General features: G+C 62.2%; 15 protein-coding genes and 6 pseudogenes. 20 read left to right on the top strand and 1 reads right to left on the bottom strand.

Annotation, left to right across the window (positions count from 1 at the left end; genetic code table 11):
• Window position 1: 1 nt before the first annotated feature.
• The 10 genes and pseudogenes from nodI to E2I15_RS00245 all read left to right on the top strand — a co-directional run.
• A complete protein-coding gene (gene nodI, locus E2I15_RS00200) occupies window positions 2–922 on the top strand; it encodes a nodulation factor ABC transporter ATP-binding protein NodI (protein WP_170991709.1) in 921 nt (306 codons plus the stop codon).
• 3 nt (window positions 923–925) lie between these two features.
• A complete protein-coding gene (locus E2I15_RS00205; protein WP_137482316.1) occupies window positions 926–1,717 on the top strand; it encodes an ABC transporter permease in 792 nt (263 codons plus the stop codon).
• A 264-nt stretch (window positions 1,718–1,981) separates the two neighbouring features.
• The gene (locus tag E2I15_RS00210; RefSeq protein WP_137482317.1) at window positions 1,982–4,009 is read left to right on the top strand and encodes a carbamoyltransferase family protein; all 2,028 of its coding nucleotides are present in this window, start codon (window positions 1,982–1,984) and stop codon (window positions 4,007–4,009) included.
• A 168-nt stretch (window positions 4,010–4,177) separates the two neighbouring features.
• Window positions 4,178–5,287 carry a nodulation protein NodZ gene (locus E2I15_RS00215; protein ID WP_137482318.1) on the top strand — a complete coding sequence of 370 codons (1,110 nt, stop codon included), beginning with the start codon at window positions 4,178–4,180 and terminating at the stop codon, window positions 5,285–5,287.
• Complete coding sequence (locus E2I15_RS00220) at window positions 5,287–5,475, top strand: hypothetical protein (RefSeq protein ID WP_137482319.1); 189 nt, start codon at window positions 5,287–5,289, stop codon at window positions 5,473–5,475. Before E2I15_RS00215 ends, E2I15_RS00220 begins: the two co-directional genes overlap by 1 nt.
• A 629-nt stretch (window positions 5,476–6,104) precedes the next feature.
• Window positions 6,105–6,941, top strand: a complete 837-nt coding sequence (locus tag E2I15_RS00225) for an SDR family NAD(P)-dependent oxidoreductase (protein ID WP_137482320.1) — start codon at window positions 6,105–6,107, stop codon at window positions 6,939–6,941.
• A gap of 181 nt (window positions 6,942–7,122) precedes the next feature.
• Window positions 7,123–8,946, top strand: coding sequence for a nif-specific transcriptional activator NifA (gene nifA / locus E2I15_RS00230; RefSeq protein WP_137482321.1), 1,824 nt, complete (start codon window positions 7,123–7,125; stop codon window positions 8,944–8,946).
• 139 nt (window positions 8,947–9,085) lie between these two features.
• Window positions 9,086–9,298, top strand: a complete 213-nt coding sequence (locus tag E2I15_RS00235) for a hypothetical protein (RefSeq protein WP_137482322.1) — start codon at window positions 9,086–9,088, stop codon at window positions 9,296–9,298.
• A gap of 95 nt (window positions 9,299–9,393) precedes the next feature.
• Window positions 9,394–9,668: pseudogene (locus E2I15_RS00240) on the top strand (transposase); the annotation flags it as partial.
• A gap of 201 nt (window positions 9,669–9,869) precedes the next feature.
• Window positions 9,870–10,578: pseudogene (locus E2I15_RS00245) on the top strand (transposase); the annotation flags it as partial.
• A 97-nt stretch (window positions 10,579–10,675) separates the two neighbouring features.
• Here E2I15_RS00245 and E2I15_RS39775 read toward each other — a convergent pair.
• Window positions 10,676–10,801: pseudogene (locus tag E2I15_RS39775) on the bottom strand (phospholipase effector Tle1 domain-containing protein); the annotation flags it as partial.
• Between the two features lie 247 nt (window positions 10,802–11,048).
• On the opposite strand from E2I15_RS39775, the pseudogene E2I15_RS39780 reads away from it, so the two are divergent.
• From E2I15_RS39780 to E2I15_RS00300, 10 genes and pseudogenes are all read left to right on the top strand, one after another.
• A pseudogene (locus E2I15_RS39780) lies at window positions 11,049–11,194 on the top strand (cytochrome P450); the annotation flags it as partial.
• A gap of 90 nt (window positions 11,195–11,284) precedes the next feature.
• Window positions 11,285–12,574: a cytochrome P450 gene (locus E2I15_RS00260; protein WP_137482323.1), complete on the top strand. Its 1,290-nt coding sequence runs from the start codon at window positions 11,285–11,287 to the stop codon at window positions 12,572–12,574.
• A gap of 1 nt (window position 12,575) precedes the next feature.
• Complete coding sequence (locus E2I15_RS00265) at window positions 12,576–12,884, top strand: ferredoxin (protein ID WP_137482324.1); 309 nt, start codon at window positions 12,576–12,578, stop codon at window positions 12,882–12,884.
• A pseudogene (locus tag E2I15_RS00270) lies at window positions 12,871–13,721 on the top strand (SDR family oxidoreductase). Before E2I15_RS00265 ends, E2I15_RS00270 begins: the two are co-directional and overlap by 14 nt.
• Window positions 13,721–15,064 carry a cytochrome P450 gene (locus tag E2I15_RS00275; protein ID WP_137482325.1) on the top strand — a complete coding sequence of 448 codons (1,344 nt, stop codon included), beginning with the start codon at window positions 13,721–13,723 and terminating at the stop codon, window positions 15,062–15,064. Before E2I15_RS00270 ends, E2I15_RS00275 begins: the two are co-directional and overlap by 1 nt.
• Before the next feature lie 144 nt (window positions 15,065–15,208).
• Window positions 15,209–16,180 carry a polyprenyl synthetase family protein gene (locus E2I15_RS00280; protein ID WP_422109876.1) on the top strand — a complete coding sequence of 324 codons (972 nt, stop codon included), beginning with the start codon at window positions 15,209–15,211 and terminating at the stop codon, window positions 16,178–16,180.
• 258 nt (window positions 16,181–16,438) lie between these two features.
• Entirely contained in the window at window positions 16,439–17,989 is a 1,551-nt protein-coding gene (locus tag E2I15_RS00285) for a hypothetical protein (protein WP_137482327.1), read from the top strand.
• Window positions 17,986–18,873, top strand: a complete 888-nt coding sequence (locus tag E2I15_RS00290; RefSeq protein WP_137482328.1) for a terpene synthase family protein — start codon at window positions 17,986–17,988, stop codon at window positions 18,871–18,873. The genes E2I15_RS00285 and E2I15_RS00290 overlap by 4 nt, the downstream gene beginning before the upstream one ends.
• 14 nt (window positions 18,874–18,887) lie before the next feature.
• A pseudogene (locus E2I15_RS00295) lies at window positions 18,888–19,105 on the top strand (transposase); the annotation flags it as partial.
• Window positions 19,106–19,475: 370 nt separating this feature from the next.
• Entirely contained in the window at window positions 19,476–23,987 is a 4,512-nt protein-coding gene (locus E2I15_RS00300) for a Ulp1 family isopeptidase (protein ID WP_246729338.1), read from the top strand.
• Window positions 23,988–24,070: the final 83 nt, after the last annotated feature.

Raw genomic sequence — 24,070 nt, forward strand, 5'->3', positions numbered from 1 at the left:
GATGAACATGTCCAGCGCAGCAATCGAGCTTGCCGGCGTAAGAAAATCATTTGGCGACAAGATCATCGTCGATGAACTGTCGTTCTCGGTTGCGCGCGGAGAATGCTTCGGCCTGCTCGGGCCAAATGGAGCCGGCAAGAGCACGATTGCGCGTATGCTCCTCGGGATGATTTCGCCGGACGCGGGCAAGATTACAGTCCTCAATGAACCTGTGCCTGCCCGCGCTCGTGTGGCACGTGTGCGGATTGGCGTTGTGCCGCAGTTCGATAACCTCGAACTCGAATTCACCGTACGCGAGAACCTGCTGGTATTTGGCCGTTACTTCGGCATGAGTGCTCGCAAGGTCGAGGCGATCGTACCCTCGTTGCTCGAGTTTGCACGGCTCGAAAGCAAGGCGAACGTGCGTGCCGCGCATCTGTCGGGCGGCATGAAGCGTCGGCTGACACTGGCGCGTGCCCTGATCAATGATCCGCATCTGCTGGTGATGGACGAGCCCACGACCGGCCTTGATCCGCACGCGCGGCACCTGATATGGGAACGTCTGCGCGTTCTGCTCGCGCGTGGCAAGACAATCCTGCTCACCACTCACTTCATGGAAGAAGCCGAACGCCTATGCGATCGGCTTTGCGTGCTTGAGGGCGGACGCAAGATCGCCGAAGGAAGGCCGAACGCCTTGATCGAGGAGCATATCGGATGCGACGTGATCGAGATCTATGGCGGTGATCCACATGAGTGCGGTGAACTGCTCAAGCCTTATGCTCGGCACATCGAAGTGAGTGGAGAGACGCTGTTTTGCTATGCGCCGTATCCGGAGCAGGTACGTGTGCAACTGCGCGGCCGAGCGGGCCTTCGCATTCTGCAGCGGCCGCCGAATCTCGAAGATGTGTTCTTGCGGTTGACCGGGCGCGAGATGGAGAAATGAGCGATGATTGAAGGTGACGCGGCGCTGATGCCCGCTAACGCGTACAATTGGATCGCGGTATGGCGGCGAAACTTCCTGGCATGGAGGAAAGTCGCACTTGCATCGGTTCTCGGTAACCTCGCAGATCCCATAACCAACCTTTTTGGCCTTGGCTTTGGCCTTGGGCTGATCGTGGGCCGCGTTGAAGGGACTTCGTACATTGCGTTTTTGGCAGCCGGCATGGTCGCGACCAGCGCCATGACGTCCGCAACTTTTGAAACCATGTATGCAACCTTCGCTCGGATGGATGCCAAGCGTACCTGGGAAGCAATCCTGTCCACACAACTCACGCTTGGCGACGTCGTTCTGGGCGAAATGGTGTGGGCAGCCAGTAAGTCCGTTCTGGCCGGAACTGCAATCGGAATTGTCGCTGCGACGCTGGGTTATGCGTCCTGGGCGTCCATTTTGTATGCGATGCCGACGGTGGCCTTGACCGGCCTTGTCTTCGCGAGCTTGGCGATGGTCGTCATATCTCTTGCGCCAAGTTACGATTACTTCGTGTTTTACCAGACGCTCATCCTGACACCCATGGTGTTTGTGTGTGGCGCAATCTTTCCGATGAGCCAATTGCCGAGCTCCTTTCAGCAGGTCGCTGGCTGGTTGCCGCTGGCGCATTCGGTCGATCTCATTCGCCCGGCGATGCTCGAGCGTGCGGCCAGCGGCGGCGCCGCCTTCCATGTCGGTGCGCTTTGCCTGTACGCGGTATTACCGTTCTTTGTGTCGACGGCATTGTTTCGGCGCCGTCTGCTGCGTTGACGGAGTTCGCAATGCTCTGTCTTGGTTGAGGCAGCGTGAGCTGCGACAGAGGCTTTATAACAAGCCGGGCATACGCCGCCGGATCGGTCGAACGGTGCGGGAACGCGAAGCACCCAAATAGGAGGAGCCGGCTCGGCGCCGGGGCGGGCTTCGCAAGAGCATTGGTTGTGCTGCCTGGCCCGCGTGGCCGAGGGTGCGTGACAGTACAGACGATTTAGTTGGGAGGACGATTGGCCTTCCTGTCATGACTAAATGGAGAGCGGAATGTTGTGTCTCGGAGTGAGTGGCGGTTTGGACAGAATCTATCAGTACTCGCCCGAGCTGCCCAATACATTTCTGCACGATGGCGCTGCGGTGCTCGTGCGGGATGGCCGTGTGCTTGCTGCTGTCGAAGAGGAGCGCCTCAATCGAGTCAAGCACTCCAACAAGTTCCCAAGCAACTCGATCCGATACTGCCTTTCAACTGCAGGAGTTGAGCTTGGCGAGATCGACCGGATCGCGTACTACGCGACTGAAGCCTACTGCAATACCATGCTCGAGCGGCTGTTTGTTTCTCAGCCAGTGCCGTTGGACGCCAAACTGTTGCTACGTCAGCTGCTGGCAAGGGAGTGCGGCACCGACATCGATGCGTCACGCGTGTTCTTTGTAAATCACCATGAAGCGCATGCCGCGAGCGCGTTTGCGATGTCTGGATTTGAGCAAAGCCTGATCTTTGCGGTCGACGGCGGCGGGGACTTTCTCTCGGCTCTGCTGGCGGTAGGGTCTGGTACCGAAATTTCGCAACTCGCAAGCTTTCCAGAGCATAACTCTCTGGGGCTGTTCTATCTCGAGGCGATCCGTTATCTCGGCTACGGGTTGTTCGACGAGTACAAAGTGATGGGGCTCGCCCCCTATGGGGACCCTGCTCCCTATCGCGAGCTCTTCGCGCAGTTCTATGAATTGTTGGACAATGGTGGTTATCGGGTCCATCTGGATCGAATCGGCCCGGCCTTGATCCGCAGCATCCAGGTCCGGCGAAAGGGAATGGCATTCACGCAGCAGCATCGAGACGTCAGCGCTTCGCTGCAGGAGGCGCTTGAGCGGATCATCTTTCATATCCTGCGCTATCATCGCGAAGCGACGGGCATGAAGCGCTTGTGCCTGGCGGGAGGCGTAGCCCACAATTGCACGATGAACGGTAAGCTGCTCTATTCCGGGCTTTTCGACGACATCTTCGTCCAGCCCGCGGCGCACGACGCCGGTTGCGCACTCGGCGCTGCATTGATGATGTCAAACGAGCTGGGTCGGCCCGCGCCGCGCGAACGATTGTCGGACGTCTATTGGGGACCCGATCTCGGGACCGAGCAAGCCATAGAACACGAGCTCATTGCATGGTCCGGCCACCTCGATTTTCAACGTAGTGATGACATCGCAGCCAGTGCAGCGGACTGGATGGCAAATGGCGCTGTCATCGGCTGGGTTCAGGGCCGTTCTGAGTTCGGGCCACGTGCGCTTGGCAACCGCAGCATTCTCGCCGACCCGCGGCCAGCGGAAAACAAGAACCGGATAAATGCGATGGTCAAAAAGCGCGAGGGCTATCGTCCGTTTGCGCCGTCAGTGCTGGAGGAGGATGCAAGCGAGTTCTTTGAGCTCCCAGGCGGCAAGCGGGAGTTTCCCTTCATGAACTTCGTGGTTCGTGTGCGTGCGGCCCACCATAGCGTGCTCGGGGCGGTCACGCACGTTGATGGAACTGCTCGGCTGCAAACGGTCTCGCGCAACACAAATCCTGCCTATTGGGATGTCATTCATGCATTCAAGAAGCGGACCGGCATCCCGGTTCTTCTAAACACGTCCTTTAACAACAATGCCGAGCCGATCGTCGATTCCGTTTCAGACGCCATCGCCACCTTCTTGACGACCGACCTGGATGGACTTGTAGTTGGGCCATTCCTCGTCAAGAAGCGGCCGGCAACACTGCGGGATTGGTCTACACTGAGCGTTTCATTGCCTTCATATGCATCCCTTCATCGTATTCGCTCCTACACAGCGGAAGATCGTCAGGAAACGGTTTGCGAGATCCGTATGGGACACTCGGGGCATGAGAGCATACGTATGTCGCATGAGCTCTTCGACCTGCTGATGCGGATCGAGGGGGAGGCCTCGCTCGACCGGCTTCTCGACACAACTATGTTGGACCAGCCCCGGCGCGAAGATCTCGTCAAGGAACTGCGGCTCTTGTGGGAACAGCGGGGCGTTCGGCTGCATCCGCCACGCGCCGCTTGCGTCCGCATTAAAGCGCTAGGCGAAGCATAACCGGCGATCATCTGTATGGCCAAGGCTGCGCCTCAATGTACAGCAGGCGAGGCCGAGGTGGAATAAGGCAGAATAGGCATCCGGTTGAAATCCGGTATATCGGCGCAACAGCTCTAATAGAAGAAAAAGGCAGGCGTTGAGAGAACCCGCTCCGAGGACAGCGCTGCTATGAAGTTCTACCGACGCAACGCGCGAGCAGCACAAGCGCCGACCATAACATCGGCCAAGACCATGTGTGAGGTGTCTCCAATGACGTCTCTTGTTCAACCAGGAGTCCGGAAGGAAGCAATGCAGATGCCTGGCGCTTCGAAAAATGATCGGTTCGTTGTTGCCCGACGACGTACGGGCTTGGGCGACTGCCTGTGGTCGCTGGCTGCAGCGTGGCGTTTTGCCCAGCGGACCGGACGGAAGCTGGTCATCGATTGGCGGGGGTCCTGTTATCTCGATCAACCATTCACCAACGCCTTTCCGGTCTTCTTCGAACCGGTTCAAGAGATTGCTGGCGTACAGGTGATCTGCGACGACCAGATCAATCAGCGCTCATTTCCGGGACCTTTCTTCCCGGCATGGTGGAATAGGCCAGCTATTGATTGCGTCTATCGCCCCGACGAGCAGATTTTTCGAGAGCGCGATGAACTCGATCACCTGTTCCAAAGCGAACAAGATAGCGATGCAAATACGGTTGTGTGTGATGCCTGCCTGATGTGGCGCTGCGATGAGGAGGCTGAACGAGAGATTTTTCGGAGCATCAAGCCGCGATCCGCGGTTCAGGGGCGGATTGATGCCATCTTCGGTGAGCACTTTGAGCCGTATAGCGTGATCGGCATTCATGTTCGGCACGGCAACGGCGAGGATATTATGGGGCATGCGCCCTACTGGGCTGATCCCGAACGCGCCTTGCGACAGGTCTTTAATGCGATCGACAAGGCCAAGGCGTTATCGCATGAAAAGCCTGTCAGGCCTTTCCTGTGCACGGACAGCGCGCTCGTCCTTGAGAAGGTGTCAGCGATTTTTCCTGATGTTTTCACGATTCCAAAGCGATTCCAGGCTCCCCAGGTCGGTCCTTTGCACAGCGCGGCGCTCGGAGCCGAGGGCGGATTTTCCGCTCTCATCGAGATGTATCTCCTTGCACGATGCGACACTGTGATCCGTTTCCCTCCGACGAGCGCTTTCACGCGCTACGCGCGCCTCTTTGCGCCACGCGTTATAGAATTCGATTTAGACGATCCGAGCCGATTGGTCTTGATTGAGGAAGCCTCACAAGAACTGGTGGCTTGATGAAGGTCGTGACCCGCCTCATCGATCTGATGGTCGCTTTTTGCATCGAGCAGTACTGCCACTATGTTTCGGGGCGGCAATTGATTGCCCAAGCCGACGCTCCAACGTGCCCTTGCCCTGGAGAAAAGCAAGATGCGGTGACCGTATGCCGTCCGCTGAAGCTCGATCTTGACAAGAGCGGAATTTGAGGACTGCCACAGCGCTAAGGAGGAGGGTATCGTCCTCGGCTGCCCTCCCGAGGACCCGCAAGTGAAGCTTCTCGACGGCCCATCGCGGATTACGTTTTCGAAGGAGGTTAAGTTGAGCCGGTGAGTTCCATTGCAGCGGCCGCCACTCGCTCGCGCGGACTGACCTTTCGGGTTCGGGTGTTGCGTTGGACATTCAGTCTCCCAGCTCGTGATCGAGCAACCGATCAGCGCAGCGATGTGTTGCGATGAGCTTTGTATCAGTTGCGAGAAAACCTAACGTATGGAATTGCTGCGTCAGGTTTCGTTTCATATCGACACGGCTACTGGTGTCTCCACTGTCCTGACCGATGGTTGCCGCGACGAGGAGCGTTCTTTATCCGCTCGCTTCTTCGGATCTCGATCACGAGAGCGCAGCTTGGTGTCTGGTCGTAGCAGTGACTGAGAGTGCTCCAGGCACTGTGTTGGTGATGCACCGTCGATGTCGTAAAGCACACGCACCATGTCACGAATCCGCCAAGCGTTTGGCGTGCGCGACATTAGGACGCAAAACCGCAGCGTCTTTGCGTGCATCGTAGTGGCCCAAATCCTGCTATGCGTTCGCCAGCGGCGCTACAGGAGAGGAGGCGGGCGTGGGTCTCGATCTGCCAAATGACGATCTGGTCGCAGCTCCGCTGCCCGAGACACATTTGGGCTGTCCCTTTCGCGCCGATAAAGCCCACCTCCACCAGGGAGAGCAGAAGGCGATGTTGCTGACCGGGGCATCGCGCGGAATTGGGCATGCCACTGCCAAGCTGTTTTCGGAGGCAGGTTGGCGCATCATTTCTTGCGCACGCCAGCCGTTCGATGGCGAGCGGTGCCCGTGGGACTCCGGGCGCGAGGATCATGTCCAGGTCGACCTTGGCGATCATCAAATGCTGCCGCGCTTGGTCGCGCAGGTTAAGGAACGCTTGGCGGGCGCACCCTTGCACGCACTAGTGAATAATGCCGGCATCTCGCCGAAGACGTCCGATGGCGACCGGCTGACGTCGTTGACGACGTCAACCGAAATCTGGATGAGAGTGTTCCATCTGAATCTCGTGGCCCCGATCCTGCTGGCGAAGGGTTTATTTGAGGAGCTAAGGGCCGCGTCAGGATCGATTGTCAACGTGACGTCGATCGCTGGTTCGCGGGTGCATCCGTTTGCCGGCAGCGCCTATGCGACGTCGAAGGCTGCGCTTGCGAGTCTCACGCGCGAAATGGCCCACGATTATGCGCCGCATGGCGTTCGCGTGAACGCGATTGCGCCCGGCGAGATCAGGACGGACATGTTGTCGCCCGACACGGAAGCGCGTCTCGTGCCAAACATCCCGCTGCGCAGAGTGGGAACGCCCGACGAAGTGGCCAAGGTCATCTTCTTCCTATGCTCGGATGCCGCAAGCTATGTTACGGGGGCCGAGGTGCCCATCAATGGTGGGCAACATCTGTGATGGGCAAGCCTGGCTAACAGCTAACTTGAGCGTCGGCCTTGGCGCTCGTGTTCTACGCTGACGTCGCGCACCTATTCCAAAAAAAATGAAATCAAGCCACCGTAAGGTTATCGTCGTGCCATGAAGAGGTGTTACGCTTCTATGTCATCTCGTTAACTCGTGACGCTAGATCGAGCATGACATGCAAAACGAAGCTCGCAAATCCGAACAAGGTGCTAGGGAGGATGATCAAAATAACGGAGACCGCCTCATGCTGCATATCGCTTCCGCACGCGAGATACCTGCCTCTCATCCAGAGACGGAGCGCGAGCTCTCGGGCGAGCCGCTGCGCGAGAGCGCGCTGACCGGAATCTTTGAAATATCGAAGATACTCACCGCTCCCTGCCGACTAGAGGTTACGCTGGCCAACGTCGTAGGCCTTCTGCAATCGTTTGTGCAGATGCGGCACGGTATCGTCTCACTGTTCGACGATGACGGGATGCCGGACATTACCGTGGGCGCTGGCTGGAGCGAAGGCAGCGACGACCGCTTCCGGATGCGCCTGCCGCGGAAGGCAATCGACCAGATCGTTGCGACCGACAGGCCTCTTGTCGCCGAGAACGTGGCAGCGGAGGCGGCGTTCAGCGCAGCTGACCTTGAAGTGCTCGGTGCCTCGGATAATACGCCGGTGTCGTTCATCGGAGTTCCGATCCGCATCGATCCGAAAGTCGTCGGTACACTGACGCTCGACCGTGTCCGTGACGAAAGGTCGAGTCTCCGGCTCGATTATGATGCACGGCTGCTCACCATGATCGCTAACCTGGTGGGACAGACAGTGCGGCTTCATCGCTTGTTCGCCTGCGATCGCGAGCGGCTGATGGCGGAGAAGGATCGTCTGCAAAAGCAATTATTCGAGTTTAGGCAGCCGGTACGAGAACGTAAGAAGCTAGCCGTTCATGGGATCATTGGCGACAGCCCGGCGCTGCGTGGGTTGCTCGAAAAGATCGCTGTCGTGGCCAAATCGAACAGCACGGTTCTGCTGCGCGGTGAATCCGGTACCGGAAAGGAACTTGTAGCCAAGGCTATTCACGAATCATCGTCCCGCGCCAAGCGGCCCTTCATTAAGCTGAATTGCGCGGCACTGCCCGAGACAGTGCTGGAGTCCGAATTGTTCGGTCATGAGAAAGGTGCCTTTACTGGTGCCTTCACCTTGCGCAAGGGGCGCTTTGAGCTTGCTGACAAAGGCACGCTGTTCCTTGACGAGATCGGCGAGATTTCGGCCCCGTTCCAGGCGAAGCTGCTGCGAGTCCTGCAGGAGCAGGAGTTCGAGCGGGTCGGCAGCAACCAGACCATAAAGGTCGATGTTCGGGTCATAGCCGCAACCAACAAGAACCTTGAAGAGGCTGTGGCAAGGAGCGAGTTTCGCGCAGACCTTTACTATCGCATCAGCGTTGTTCCCTTGCTGCTGCCGCCGCTGCGCGAAAGGCGCAGCGATATTCCGCTGCTTGCCGGCGAGTTCTTGAGGAATTTCAACAGCGTGAACGGCCGTACGCTGACCTTGGAGGCGAGCGCGATCGATGTGCTGATGAACTGCGGCTTTCCGGGAAATGTCCGCGAGCTCGAAAACTGCATCGAGCGCACAGCGACCTTGTCGGCCGGGCCGTCGATCGTGAGAAATGATTTTGCATGTTGCCACGGCCAGTGCCTTTCCGCGATGCTATGGAAAAGTACGTCGGAGGATGCGACAGCCCAATCGGCACCGCCCGTCCCGGTGCCCGCCAAGCCGATCACTTCGCTGTCTGAAGCGACCGCGCCGGCCCCACTTGTCGGCAGCGAAACGGCCTCACTGGCACCCCCCGGCACCGTCCTCGTAAGTGGCGCGAAGATTGCCGATCGCGAGCGGGTCATTGCAGCCATGGAAAAATCCGGTTGGGTGCAGGCAAAGGCGGCGCGCTTGCTCGGACTAACGCCGCGCCAGATTGGCTACGCGCTGAGGAAGTACGGAATCGAGATCAAGCGGTTCTGAACGCGCAGGCCATGAGAGGACAATGGGTTTCGGGCGCATCCAATCCCACCAAAATCTGAAAAGGGCGGCCCGCCTCGGCGGCAGATTGACCACGCGTGCGAGGAGCAGCCCGCCTGCCGCCGTGGCCAGGCGAGTTCGCTTGGAGGGCAGCGAGAATTGGACTGAGCGGCGCGGTGGTGCACCCGTCGGCTTCACCTCGGAACGCGTGACCAAGACGGCCCAGTCCTTCCTCGACCTCGTAATCGCGCCGCTGCTGATGCGGGCGGTATTCGGCGATGATCCAAAGGCTCTGCGAGCGCACATCCGCACGCGCGTGGCGGAAGCGCGGGTCGTGCCCCAGCTGGTGGTGTAGCTGGATCGGCTTTGCGGGTGGTCACCGATGATTCGTCGGCAAGGTTTGGATTGCGACAGCCAGCTTGATTCGAGGAACCATTGAGGACCGACGACATGATGAACCTGCGCACGCTCGTAGAGAATACCCCTGATGCTGATCTGTTGCGCGAGATGATCGGCTTTGCCGCCTACCGGCTGATGGAGCTGGAGGTCGAGGTCCCGACCGGAGCCGCGTACGGTGAAGAGAGCCAGGAGCGGCAGGTCCAGCGCAACGGCTGCCGCGACCGAAGCTGGGAGACTCGGGCCGGCGCGGTCGAACTGCGCGTTCCCAAGCTGCGCAAGGCTCCTACTTCCCGGGCCTCCTGGAGCCGCGCCGCATGACCGAAGAGCATTGGGTTCCAAGTTAGCGCGCCGATTCTTTTCCCGACGCGGGAGTCGTTTGGATGTGATAGTGGGCTATCAAGGGGTCCACGAACTGCATCAGGGCGGCGAGTTCCGGGCGGTCGCGCCGCAACTCCTGCGCCAGGACCTCGTAATCCCTGTGAACGTGCCCGTCGCCGAGCCATTCCTTGGCGCCGAGCGTTAGTCCGCTGGGCCGCGGCGACAATCGGACGGGCGAGCTGTTCTGCTATGTCGATCTGGAGGCGCGGGTGCGGCGTGACCATCCGCGGCGAGCGATCCGGACGATCGTGAACGAGGCGCTGTCGACGCTGGAGCGCGAGTTTGCCGCGCTCCATCCGCCGATTGGGCGGCTGTCGATCCCGTCGGAGAAGCTCCTGCGGGCGATGCTGGTCAAGCGTTTTATTTGATCCGCTCGGAGCGGCTTTTTGATGGAGCGGCTAGAATACGATCTGCTGTTCCGTTGGTTCGCCGGAATTGGGCGTCGACGACGCAGCCTGGGATCATTCCGTGTTCTCGAAGAACCGTGACCCGTTACTGGAAGGCGACATCGCGGCCAAGTTCCCGGCGGCGGTGCTGGCGCAGCCCAAGGTGACGAAGCCGCTGTCGAACGATCACTTCTCGGTCGATGGCACGCTGATCGAGGCCTGGGCCTCGATGAAGAGCGTGAAGCCGAAGGATGGCTCTGGCGAGCCGCTGGCGCAAGGCGGCGAGCGCAATGCCGAAGCGGACTTCCATGGCCAGAAGCGCTCGAACGACACTCACGCTTCGACCACCGATCGGGATGCCAGGCTTTATCGCAAGGGAAAGGGCAAGGAGACGAAACTGTGCTTCATCGCGCATGGGCTGATGGAGAACCGCCACGGCCTCGCTTCCGTGGCCGTGAACGCGTCGGATGGGCCTTTACCTTCGCTGCCGCCGCCTACAATCTGGTGCGGCTGCCAAAAGCTGATCGCGGAGGCCGGCTGAGGAATCTATCGTCTACCTTGATGCCGAAGCCGTCGGGCGTCTTGCCGTCGGGAAAGTTCTCGGCCGCATGCGCCATCCAACCCAGCGCGATGTCGGAGAGGCGGGCTTCGTTTTCCGGATAGCTACCGCCGACATCGGAGTGGTTTCCGGCGAATCACGCCTGCTGCAGCCAATCCGGATGCTTCAAATATCGCGCAAGCGCTGCCCGCACATTCAGCGCGAGAGCGGGCCCTTGTCGGCCTTGCTGCACCGGTTGTCGGTATTGAGACTCAACGCCAGAAACCTGACACTACGCGCCGCTACGGAGTGCCTGCTGGGCCTGCGAATTCACTTCGGCACGCGATTTGCTCTATTCGCGCATCATCACTAATCGCAGTGCGATGGTCTTTGGCACGGACACGGCGCTGACCAGACTGGAGCTCAAGGCGGTGTTCGGTTCAATCTTCCAGCGCTTTCCCGCGCTCCGCTTGGCCGTGGCGCCCGAAGAACTGAAGTTGCGAAGGGAGATCATTTTGGCGGGTTCGAGGAGTTGCCGGTGCTCGGGTGATGTGGTGGACGCCGCCGGGGATCGCGATCTTCTCCGCGATCTGCTGGCGCGCATGGCGCGCGCCGATCAGCCAGCCAACAGGTAACCAGAATGGACGTGCAAGAAACCACGGCAACATGTGGGGACGCATTCGCTGAACTAGCGTCGCCAGCGTGCATCCACGACCCGTATCCGTTCATGCGCTGGTTGCGTGAGCACGATCCGGTGCATCGCGCGGCGTCGGGCCTCTTTCTGTTGAGCCGCCACGCCGACATCTATTGGGCGCTCAAGGCCACGGGCGATGCGTTTCGGGCTCCGGCACCGGACGAACTGGCGCGCTATTTCCCGCGTGCAGCGACCAGCCTGTCGCTCAATCTGCTGGCGTCCTCGCTGGCGATGAAGGATCCACCGACGCATACGCGTCTGCGCCGGCTGATCTCGCGCGATTTCACCATGGGCCAGATCGACAACCTGCGGCCGAACATCGCGCGCATCGTGGCCGCGCGCCTGGACGGCATGGCGCCCGCGCTGGAGCGCGGGGAGGCCGTGGACCTGCATCGGGAATTCGCGCTGGCCTTGCCCATGCTGGTCTTCGCCGAACTGTTCGGCATGCCCCAGGACGACATGTTCGGGCTCGCCGCCGGCATCGGCGCCATTCTGGAAGGCTTGCGCCCGCATGCCAGCGATCCCCAGCTGGCCGCGGCGGACGCGGCCAGCGCCAGGGTGCAGGCCTACTTCGGCTGCCTCATACAGCGCAAGCGCACCGATCCCCGCCACGACATCGTGTCGATGCTGGTCAGCGCACATGACGATGATACCGATACGCTGTCGGATGCCGAGTTGATCAGCATGCTGTGGGGCATGCTGCTGGGCAGCTTCGCCACCACTGCTGCGACCATCGACCATGCGGTCCTGGCGATGCTGGCGTATCCCGAACAGCGGCACTGGCTGCACAAAGACGCCGCGGGGGTGAAGGCATTCGTCGAAGAAGTCCTGCGCTGCGACGCGCCCGTCATGTTCAGCTCCATTCCGCGTATCGCCCAGCGCGACATCGAACTGGGCGGCATGGTGATCCCGAAGAGCGCGGACGTGCGCATGCTGATCGCGGCCGGCAATCGCGACCCCGACGCCTTCGCCGATCCGGACCGCTTCGATCCCGGCCGGTTCTACGGTACCAGTCCTGGCATGTCGACCGACGGGAAGATCATGCTGAGCTTCGGCCACGGCATTCACTTCTGCCTCGGTGCGCAACTGGTCCGGGTGCAGTTGGCCGAGAGCCTGCCGCGAATCCAGGCGCGCTTCCCCACCCTCGCCTTGGCCGAGCGGCCGACCCGGGAGCCCTCCGCGTTCCTTCGGACGTTCCGCGCGCTGCCGGTGCGGCTGCATGCGCGAGGGAGCTGAGATGCGCGTTGTGGTCGACCAGGATCTTTGCGGAACCAGCGGGCAGTGCGTGCTGACGCTGCCGGGTACCTTTCGCCAGCGCGAACCGGACGGCGTGGCCGAAGTGTGCGTAGCGACGGTCGCGCAGGCGCTGCACGCCGCCGTGAGGCTCGCGGCGAGCCAGTGCCCCGTCGCCGCCATTCGGGTCATCGAAAGCGACGCTGGCGATGGCGAGCGCGCAGGCGTCGACCCTGCGCCTTCTCCAGCGGAGGCCGAGCGGCATGCCGCGAGAGACCAATGCCATCCAGGAGGACACGATGGGACGGTTTGAAGACAGGGTGGCCGTGGTGACTGGCGCCGGCGCCAGGGCAGGCATCGGCAAGGCATGCGCCCTCGCTATCGCGCGCGAGGGAGGCAGAGTGGTGGTCGCCGACATTGATGGTGCGGCGGCCATCGCCGGCACTGCGCAAATTGCATCCGAAGCGGGCCGCGCGCTGGCCTCGGCCACAGACAGCGCCGATGCGCACGCGGTGGCAGCGCCGTTCGAAACGGCGGAGCGGCACTTCGGTGCGGGCGACCTGCTGGTGAACAATGCAGGCGCCATGCATCTGACTCGGCGCGACCGCGCGATCCTCGACCTGGACGTGGCGGTCTGGCATCAGACAATGGCGACCAATCTGCGCGGCACGTTGCTCTGCTGCCGGCAGGCCATCCCACGGACGGTCGGCCGTGGTGGTGGCGCGATCGTGAACATGTCATCGTGCCAGGGGTCAGCGGTGACACCGCGCAGACGTCCCACGCCGCGTCGAAGGCGGCAATGAACATGTTGTCCGCCTCGCTCGCCACCCAGTACGGTCATGCGCAGATCCGCTGCAACGGTGTTGCACCGGGTCTCATCAAGACCGATCGTCTCCTCGCCAAGCAGGACGAGTGCACGCAACGGCATCTGCGGCGGCACCAGCTCCTGCCGCGCGTCGGCCGCCCCGACGACGTGGCCGCGCTAGTGGCGTTCCTGCTCTCCGACGATGCTGCGTTCATCACCGGCCAGGTCGTGTGCATCGACGGCGGCATGCTGGCCCATGTGCCGACGTACGCCGACGGTGGCAACAGCCGCGCCGCGCGGCCTTCCGGCGAGACCGCCGAAGCGGGCGCGTCGCCGCGCTGCTGATGGACATGCTGCTCAACCCGTTGAACCGTCGGCATCGGTTGCGGCACGACATCCCGGTCGTGCCCGGCGCTTTCCCCTTGGTCGGGCATCTTCCCGCCGTCGTCTGCGACCTGCCGCGCCTGCTGCGGCGCGCGGAACGGACGCTGGGCAGCCAGTTCTGGCTGGATTTCGGCCCTGCCGGACACCTGATGACCAGTCTGGATCCGGATGCTCTCGCACTGCTCCGGCACAAAGACGTGTCCTCGGCGCTGATCGAAGACATCGCGCCCGAATTGTTTGGCGGAACGTTGGTCACCCAGGACGGCATCGCGCACCGGCAGGCGCGCGATGCGATCCAGGTGGCGCTTCTGCCCAAGGGGCTGACCCAGGCCGGCATCGGCGAGCTGTTCGCGCCCGTCATCCGGGCGCGCGTGCAGAGGTGGCGCGACCACGGCGACGTAACCATCCTGCGCGAAACCGGCGATCTGATGCTCAAGCTCATCTTCAGTCTCATGGGAATCCCCGCGCAGGACCTGCCGCGATGGCATCGCAAGTACCAGCAACTGCTGCAGTTGATCGTCGCGCCCCCGGTCGACCTACCCGGACTGCCCTTGCGGCGCGGCCGCGCCGCCCGTGACTGGATCGATGCGCGGTTGCGCGAGTTCGTCCGCGCCGCGCGCGAACATGCCTCGCGCACCGGGTTGATCAACGACATGGTGAGCGCCTTCGATCGCAGTGACGATGCGCTTTCCGATGACGTCCTGGTCGCCAATATCCGCTTGCTGCTGCTTGGTGGTCACGATACCACCGCCTCGACGATGGCCTGGATGGTCATCGAGCTGGCGCGGCAGCCTGGGCTGTGGGACGCCCTGGTCGAGGAGGCCCAACGCGTGGGCGCGGTGCCGACTCGGCACGCGGACCTGGCGCAGTGTCCGGTCGCCGAGGCGCTGTTCCGCGAGACGCTGCGCGTGCATCCGGCGACGCCGCTCCTAGTGCGTCGCGCAGTGCGTGAATTGCGACTAGGCCAACGGCGCATTCCCGCGGGCACCGATCTGTGTATCCCACTGCTGCATTTCTCGACTTCGGCGCTGCTGCACGAGGCGCCTGATCAGTTTCGGCTGGCACGGTGGCTGCAACGCACCGAGCCGATCCGGCCGGTGGACATGCTGCAGTTCGGTACCGGCCCACACGTCTGCATGGGCTACCACCTGGCATGGCTGGAACTGGTGCAGTTCTGTATCGCCTTGGCGCTGACCATGCATGAGGCCGGGGTGCGGCCGCGATTGCTGAGCGGCGCCGAAAAAGGCCGGCGCTATTACCCGACCGCGCATCCGTCCATGACGATCCGCATCGGATTCTCATGAGCTGGCATCGCATGCCCCTGTGGCGAGACAGCGACGCGCGGCATTGCTGCACTCGGCGCGCGCGCCCGCTGCGACGCCGACAACACCCTGGCGGCGCGCCGCTCGCCGTGGCGGTTTTCTGTCAGGGACAAGAACATGAACAATATGCAGACCGGTTCCACGCCACACGACGACATTGATGATTCCGCGCTCGGCGCATCCGGCGCGCTGCTCCCCGAGATCTGGATGCAGGAGGGCGCAAAGCGGGTCGAACTGGAGCTGGCGCGTCTTCTCTGCACCGAACATGACGGTGAGACCGAGCTGATGGCGGCGATGCGCTACGCCACCTTGCATGGCGGGAAGCGTACCCGCGCCTTGCTCTGTCTGGCTGCCGGCGTACTGGCCGACACACCGGCGCACACGCTCGACGTCGTCGCCGCCGCCATCGAGATGATGCACGCCTGTACCCTGGTTCACGACGATCTGCCCGCAATGGACGACGACGTGCTTCGCCGCGGTCTTCCGACCGTGCACGTCAAGTTCGGCGAAGCTACTGCGATCCTGGTCGGCGATGCGCTGCAGGCGCACGCCTTCCTGACCCTAGCGCGCCTGGATGCGCCGCCCGAGAACCATATTGCGCTCGTGCGCGAACTGGCGCACGCGGTGTCCGCCGAGGGTGCCGCAGGCGGGCAGGCCATGGATCTGTCGTTGGTCGGAAAGCGCGTCGAGCTGGACAGGATCGTGGCGATGCACCGGATGAAGAGCGGAGCGCTAGTGCGCGCGTCCGTTCGCATGGGCGCGTTATGCGCAGTCGCGGATGATGCCGCGCACGCTGCGCTGTACCGTGCGCTCGATCACTACAGCGCCTGTTTCGGCCTGGCACTACAGGTGATCGACGACATTCTCGACGTGACAGCGGATAGCGCGGCGCTGGGCAAGACCCCTGGCAAGGACGTGGCGGCGCAGAAGCCGACCTGCGCCTCGATCATGGGACTGCAAGCAGCACGGCGGTTCGCGCTGGATCTGTTGCGCGATGCCGGGGAGGCTATCGCGCCGCTGGGGCCGCGTACGGAACGGTTGGCGCAAATCCTACAGCGGACCAACGCGTATCTGTTCAAGCACGCGCCATCCGCATGAGCGCGCCCGTCCGCATGCAGTCGCCCTTGTGGCGCTGCGATTGGCTGGCGGCAACGGTGCATGCTGCATTGTGTCCGCAGCCCGCGCCGATGTCGGAGGGGTTGCTCAGCATTGCCGCGGCCCACGTGGCGCGCTGCGCGCAAGCCTATGCGGCTGTTCGGCGCTGCTCAGGCGCCGGGCCGCGAGGGGCCTGCGGCGACGTGCGCGGCGTCTGCCCGATCCTGGTCTCGTCAATCGTTTGCAGAAGGAACGTCCCGCGTGAATGCGCTGTCCGAACAGATCCTTTCCGAATTGCTCCACCTGCTGCGCGAGATGAGCGATGGCGGCAGCGTCGGTCCGTCCGTCTACGACACGGCGCGAGCTCTGCAGTTCCACAGCAACGTCACCAATCGGCAGGGCGCATGCGCGTGGCTCATCGCGCAGCAACAGGCCGATGGCGGATGGGGAAGCGCGGACTTCCCGCTGTTCCGCCATGCGCCCACGTGGGCGGCGTTGCTGGCATTGCAACGTGCCGATCTTCTCCCTGGCGCTGCCGACGCAGTCCAGGCTGCAACCCGGTTCCTCCAGCGCCAACCCGATCCCTACGTGCATGCGGTGCCGGAAGACGCGCCGATCGGCGCGGAGCTGATCTTGCCGCAGCTTTGTGGCAAGGCCGCATCCTTGCTGGGCGGCGTAGCGTTTCCGCGCCACCCGGCGCTATTGCCCTTGCGGCAAGCGTGCCTAGTCAAGCTGGGGGCGGTGGCGATGTTGCCGAGCGGCCATCCGTTGCTGCACTCTTGGGAAGCCTGGGGGACGTCGCCGACCACCGCATGCCCGGATGACGACGGCAGCATCGGCATCAGTCCGGCGGCCACCGCCGCGTGGCGTGCGCAAGCCCTGACTCGGGGGAGCACACCGCAGGTCGGACGTGCCGACGCGTATCTGAAGGCGGCATCGCGGGCGACGCGCAGCGGTATCGAAGGTGTCGTTCCCAACGTCTGGCCGATCAATGTGTTTGAGCCATGCTGGTCGCTGTATACCCTGCATTTGGCCGGCCTGTTCGCACATCCCGCGCTCGCCGAGGCGGTGGGCGGGATCGTCGCGCAGCTCGACGCGCGCCTGGGCATGCGCGGTCTGGGCCCCGCCCTGTACTTCGCGGCCGACGCGGACGACACCGCCGTCGCGATGTGCGTGCTGCGACTTGCAGGCCGCGATCCGCCGATCGATGCGTTGCGCCATTTCGAAATCGGCGAGCTGTTCGTCACCTTCCCCGGCGAGCGCAATACCTCAGTGTCGACCAACATCCATGCCCTGCATGCGTTGCGACTATTGGGAAAGCCCGCCGCCGGCACCAGCGCCTACGTCGAAGCTAATCGGAACCCGCACGGTCTATGGGACAACGAAAAATGGCACGTTTCGTGGCTGTATCCCACCGCGCATGCGGTCGCGGCGCTGGCGCAAGGCAAGGCGCAGTGGCGCGATGAGCGCGCGCTGGCGGCGCTGCTGCTGGCGCAGCGCGACGACGGCGGCTGGGGCGCGGGTCGCGCGTCAACGTTCGAGGAAACCGCCTATGCGCTTTTCGCGTTGCACGTGATGAACGGGAGCGAAGAGCCGACAGGGCGCCGGCGCATCGCGCAGGCAGTGGCGCGTGCGCTGGAGTGGATGCTCGCCCGCCATGCGGCGCATGCATTGCCGCAGACGCCGCTGTGGATCGGCAAGGAACTGTATTGCCCCACACGTGTCGTGCGCGTCGCCGAACTCGCCGGGTTGTGGCTGGCGCTTCGTTGGGGGCCGCGCGTCCCGGCCGAGGGATCGGAAGCGGCGACATGATCCAGACCGAACGCGCGCTGCAGCAGGTGCTGGAGTGGGGGCGTTCTCTGACCGGGTTCGCCGACGAGCATGCCCTGGAAGCGGTCAGGGGTGGCCGATACATCCTGCAGAGCATCCACCTGAGCCTGCGCGACATCAGCGCCCGCACCGGCCGCGATCCGCAGGACGAAACGCTGATCGTGGCATTCTATTGCGAACTGGCGCTGCTGTTCTGGCTCGACGATTGCAACGATCTTGGCCTGATCGCGCCGGAGCAGCTCGCCGCGGTAGAGCAGGCGCTGGGGCAGGGCGTGCCGTGCGCGCTTCCCGGATTCGAGGGCTGCTTTGTGCTGCGCGCTTCGCTGGCCGCGCTCGCCTACGATCGTCGCGACTATGCTCAGCTTCTCGACGATACCCGGTGCTACTGCGCGGCGCTGCGCGCCGGACATGCGCAAGCGGCGGGGGCGGAACGCTGGTCTTACACCGAGTACTTGCACAACGGCATCGATTCGATCGCCTACGCGAACGTGCTCTGTTGCCTGTCGTTGCTGTGGGGGCTGGACATGGCGACCTTGCGCGCGCGTCCGGCGTTTCGCCAGGTCCTGTGGCTCATCTCCGCGATAGGGCGCCTGCAGAACGACCTGCATGGACGCGACAAGGACAGGTCGGTCGGCGAGGCCTACAACGCGGCGATTCTCCTGCTGCAGCGCTATCCGGCTATGCCTGTGGTAGAGTTCCTCAACGACGAGCTGGCCGGCCTTACGCGCATGCTGGACCGGGTGATGGCGAAAGAACGCTTTCCCTCTCCCTGGGGAGCGTTGATCGAGGCCATGGCGGCCATCCGCGCGCAGTACTACCAGACCTCGACCAGCCGCTACCGCAGCGACGCTGCAGGGGGAGGCTAGCGTGCGCCGGCTTCGTCAACGGCGAGATCAAGCGGCGGACCGAAGTGGTCGGCATCTTTCCCAATGAGGACGCCATCACCCTCTGGTCGGCGCAATCCTGTTCGAGCAGAATGACGGGTGGGGCGTCGAGCGTGGACGCTACATGACACTGGGAACCATCGCCCCGTTGGGCGATGATCCCGCCGTGAGCTTTCCGGCTATCGCCACTGACCGATCCGGCCCATGCCGGTGACCCGCACTCAGCTACACCACGCCACGGGGCACGATCATACAAGAAGGCTCAAGAACGCCCACAGAACCGTTCTTCGGGAGCTTCCTTATCGATTTCCGGCCATGAGGCAGCATGCGTGTCCGCTGCAGGAAGTCGGCGGCTCCGCGTCAGGTTCTCGACAGATATCGCACATAGAACAGGGTCTCCAGAAGCGATCATGGCTGGCGATCGCTGCAAGAAGACTGAAGCGCGCGGTCGGAGTGCTTCGACACGGCATTTTGGGGCGTTCACGATAGTTTTCTGCTGGGTTCGATGCTGCCGAGTCGATTCCGTGGCAAATCACAAACGACCTCAGGCTTCAAATTGGCCTATAGTCCGAAAGTGAGAACGAATGAAGTTCGAATCCACCAACTGGGTGCGTCAACAATCGGGCACCGCGGGCTCGCAAGAGAGCTCACCGGCTCCGTCCACAGATGCGGCGGCCTTTGAGCAGCAGCTGAGCGAGATCGCTGTCCCGTCCGCTCCCGTGCTCATGCAGGTCCGCGCCCATCAAGCGGAGGCATCGCGATCTGAGGCGCATGCCGGAAAGGATGAGGCGGTGCTGGGCGCCGCAGCGCTCCAGACCGTTCAGTCAAATTGGGTCTTGGTAGGTCGCAGCAAGGAGCCGCTTTATGGTCAGGATGCGCGCCTTATTTCCGGTCTTAAGCAGGCGCTCGTTGGAGCCGCCGAGAGCACCGCCACGAGCTACGTCGGTTATCTGCTCAGCTTGAGCCGCTGGCTCTTTGCAAAGGACAAGCCGGGCATCGCTGATCGGCTTCATGACGAGTCGATGGACAAGGATGTCGAGGAGTTCATAACCAAAGGTGGGACGGCGAACGTCCGTTGGGCACTAGCTCATCTGCGGACCTCTCAATTGACGGGGGGAGTCGTACCGATCGCAGGCCGCCCTGACCTCACTCCTCATCCCAAGGATGGAACTCTCATCAAAGAATACAGACAGCGAGCAGTGGCGGCCGGAACTTCAAGTACCGCCAAAACCTATGCATCTATTCTCACGGATTTCAGCCACTACCTTCGTGCAAACAACAAGCCTGGCATTGCTGCTCGGCTTCAGGACGAGAAATGGAACGAGGATGAACCGCTCAATGAAGAGATCAAGCGCTACAAGGATGCCGGGGGCAACAAAAGTATCGGAGCGGCACTTGATCATCTCCGTAATGGAGCGAGAAAACTCAACGGTCCGCCTTTTCATCCCGAAGACGCGCCCTTGATTTCCGGACTTCAAGAAGCACTCGTTAAGGCTGGGTACGAGGAGATCACCGCTAAGACGAATTATGTTCGTCCTCTTCGCAGATTCAGCCAGTGGCTCTTTGCAAAAAACGAGCCGGGAGTGGCTGCTCGGCTTAACGACGAATCGCTCAGCAGCGACGCTGCGATCTTCGATCAAAGTCGCAGGCACCTCGTTCTTACCGCACTAGATCGTCTCCGCGCCTCTCAGTCGCCGGGCGGAGTCGCGTCAATCACTGCCCGGGCAGGGAGCATTGAGGCCGCGGCTAAGCAGGGCGGGTCGCAGCCCGCCTTCAGTTGGCCAGCGACACTCGCTGAGGGAGATGATCGAGATTTATTCTTTGGGACGGTCGACGAAGCCGGTGCATCGTCGTGTCTTCAGCCACCGCGGGGTGGCCTGGCATTGAATCCCACAGAGTCCCCTCATCCCGTGAACTGGCGCCACCAGGACGACGAGCTGACGGATGAACGTTACCGCAACATCCTTATGCCCGGCGAGCAGATTTCCATCATACGGGCGAGCGGGCACCCATCTACGCCGCCTCCGCACGGTCAAGGCGGTGGAACAATGCTGAATGCCTCGGCACTACCGCCCGACCATGCAAAATTGGTTTTCGCAGGGAGCAGCCTAGATCCTGTTTATTACGAAGATGCCTCTCTTATTGAGGGGCTGAGGCCCGCACTCATCAAAGCTGGGGCCTCCGAGAGCACGGTCGGTCGCAATCTACGTGGTCTTCTCAGCTTGGAGCATTGGCTCGTGAAGAACGACAAGCCGGGCATTGCTTCCCGGCTTTTCGACAAGTCGCTGGACAAGGATGCCCAGGAGTTCGCCGAGAGGGAGGAGCAGGCCATCGCTACCCCACTGGATCATCTTCGAGCCTCCCAATCGCCGGGCGGCATCATGCCGTTTGCAAGCCGGGTTGAGCGGAATCCCTATCCCCAGGATGCGGATCTCATCAAAAAGTACAAGGAAGAAGCACCCCCGAGCACCGCCAACACCGCCAGGAGCTATGCAACTCTTCTTATCGATTTCAGTGATTACCTCCGTGAAAATGATAAGCCCGGCATTGCTCCTCGGCTTGGCCACGACTCGCTGGATGAAGATGTCAATCGGTATAAGGAGGCGGACCCTCATGGCCGCAGAAAAGCCGGAGCCGCACTGGCTCATCTCCTGAGGTCGCCGGCGGGTGCTAGCGCGATCGAACTCGTGCGTCATATTCGCCTCCTTCCTGATCTCGATGACGCGGTTCGCGCCGAGACGAAGCCGACCCTCACCGCGACTGCGCAGCACAGCGGGTCGAACGAAGCTGTCAGCTGGCCGGAGACTCTGCCTGCGAACCAGCAGGATCTGCTTTTGGAGACGATGGACGGACCCAGCTCCTCGCCGTCTCCGCAGGGCGACGCGGTTGAGCGGCAGCTGATGCAGGCCCCATTCCATCAACTGGCGACGTCACCAGCGCAGAGACAAGCTCCGGTGTCGTTGCCGGACGAGCTGATCGGCGAGCAGCTTCCGGCCGAAGACGCGGAGCTCTTGACGAGGTTTCGCGTGCACGCCGAGCGGCGCAAGCTTACCCCAGGGGCCGTCAACAACAATGTTTCCGGACTCGGGACTTTTGTCCGCTGGGTCAACGCAAGTCGTCGGGGCCCTGTAGCTTCTCGGCTGCGAGATGGTTCATCGCTCGATGAGGAAATAGCGAAGTACAGGAGCTTGGGCCGTGACCCCCAGAACCGCATTAGATCGGCTGTGGACGTTCTCCGGCGGCTGCTGCGTGGAGGGGAAGAAGTCGAAGTACCCGAACCCCGCGTCCTCGGTGCCCCCCGTCGCCTAGTTCCTCATCCAGAAGATGCGCCCCTCATCGAGGGCGCGCTGAGCCAAGCTCTGAAAGATCTTCAAAATCCGACTGCGAAGCTGAGGCAGTCTGCGCAACAGCGGGCGAGGCGTCTTCGTGCGCTGAGTGCGTGGCTTAGAGAGAAAGGCAAAGGGAGCATCATCGGGCGGCTAAACGGCTCCAGCAGGGAGCAGTTATCCCTCGACAATGACGTGGTAGCATTCCAACGGACTGGAGGTAGAGTACACGGTCCCGATCTGTCGCATCTTCGCAGCTACTGGAAACTCGTCGAGGCGAACCGAGAGCTGGGGCTGCCAGGCCCTGAGCAGCCGCGCTCGCCGGCCGCGCAGGGCGATCGGTGTTCCGGCTCTTCGCGCGATCTTCCCTCAACGCCGGCCAGCCTAAGCGCTGGAGCTTGGGTTTGGTTGAGTGAACAGCTGCAAGAACCAGGCTCACCATCCAGGCCCGCGTCAAATGCTAAGGGCAGGCTTGAGTCATTTGTTGATCTGAATGCGCCAACGCCCTCCGACTTGCGGGATGATGCTCAGTTTGCGCCAGCCGATCCTGCCAGGGTTCGCTCAGACACCTACGCTGGTCTTGAGCCATTTGTTGATCTGAATGCGCCAACGCCCTCCGACTTGCGGGACGATGCTCAGTTTGCGCCCGCCGATCCTGCCAGGGATCGCTCGGACACCTACGCTGGTCTTGAGCCATTTGCTGATCTGAATGCGCCAACGCCCACCGAGTTGCGCGACGATGCTCAGTTTGCGCCAGCCGATTCTGCCAGGGATCGCTCGGACACCTACGCTGGTCTTGAGCCATTTGCTGATCTGAATGCGCCAACGCCGTCCGAGTTGCGCGACGATGCTCACTTTGTGCCAGCCGATCCTGCCAGGGCTCGCTCAGATTCCTACGCTGGACTCGAGCCATTTGTTGATCTGAATGCGCCACCGCCGTCCGAGTTGCGCGACGATGCTCATTTTGCGCCAGCCGATCCTGCCAGGGTTCGCTCAGACACCTACGCTGGTTCTGTATCATTTGTTGGTCGGGATGCGCCCAGACCGCAAGTGATTGATCTAAATTCGCCCACGCTGCAGGAGCTGCGTGATGATGCTCGTTCTGCGCCTTTGCCGCGCACATCCGCCGATGCTCAAACCGGGGCTGTGGATCCAACAGCCTCCTCCTACGGCCGCAGCAAACTAGAGCTCGGTGCCAAGGAATGGCTGAGCGACAAGCATATCCACCGGGATTATGAGCTCCTAGCGGAGGAGTTGCGGCGGGGCCGTCCGGAACTCGCCGCCCTGACGCAGCTGGTGGACCCCCTGATAGCTCACTATCAACTGCGCTTCGGCGCCGAGCCCGACATGCTCCGCGCGTTCCAGCGCATCGTCTACGCTTCAAATGGTAATGATGCGGCCGACTTCCTGTTCCTGCCAGTGAACGACGCTATGGATCCTAATCGCCTCGGCACGCATTGGTCGCTGCTGCTCCTTGATCGCAGCATACGAGAAGCGCCGGTTGCCTATCACTACGACTCTGTCCGGGGACACAACCACGAGGCGGCAACACAGCTCGCACGACGGCTGCGCGCCCGCCTGGAGTCTCCCAACATGGCCCAGCAGCGGAACAGCTATGATTGTGGCGTCTTTTTGGTGGACGGCACGCGGGCGCTTGTTCGACGATTGGCCCAGGGAGAGCGGCCAGCGCACGAGCCGCTGCACCTCGACAACCTCGTCGCCAGTCGGCGGTCCCTCCAGAGTCGACTGGCCCATCCCGGCTTGGGCTAATGGAGTTGGCAGTTGGAGCGGCTCTCCCGGACACTACACCGAGGGGCTCGCCCGAGCGAGCCGCCTGTTTGGCCGCGGAAGCC

Origin of the sequence: Bradyrhizobium sp. BR2003 (assembly GCF_009720285.1) — a bacterium.
Lineage (GTDB): Bacteria > Pseudomonadota > Alphaproteobacteria > Rhizobiales > Xanthobacteraceae > Bradyrhizobium > Bradyrhizobium elkanii.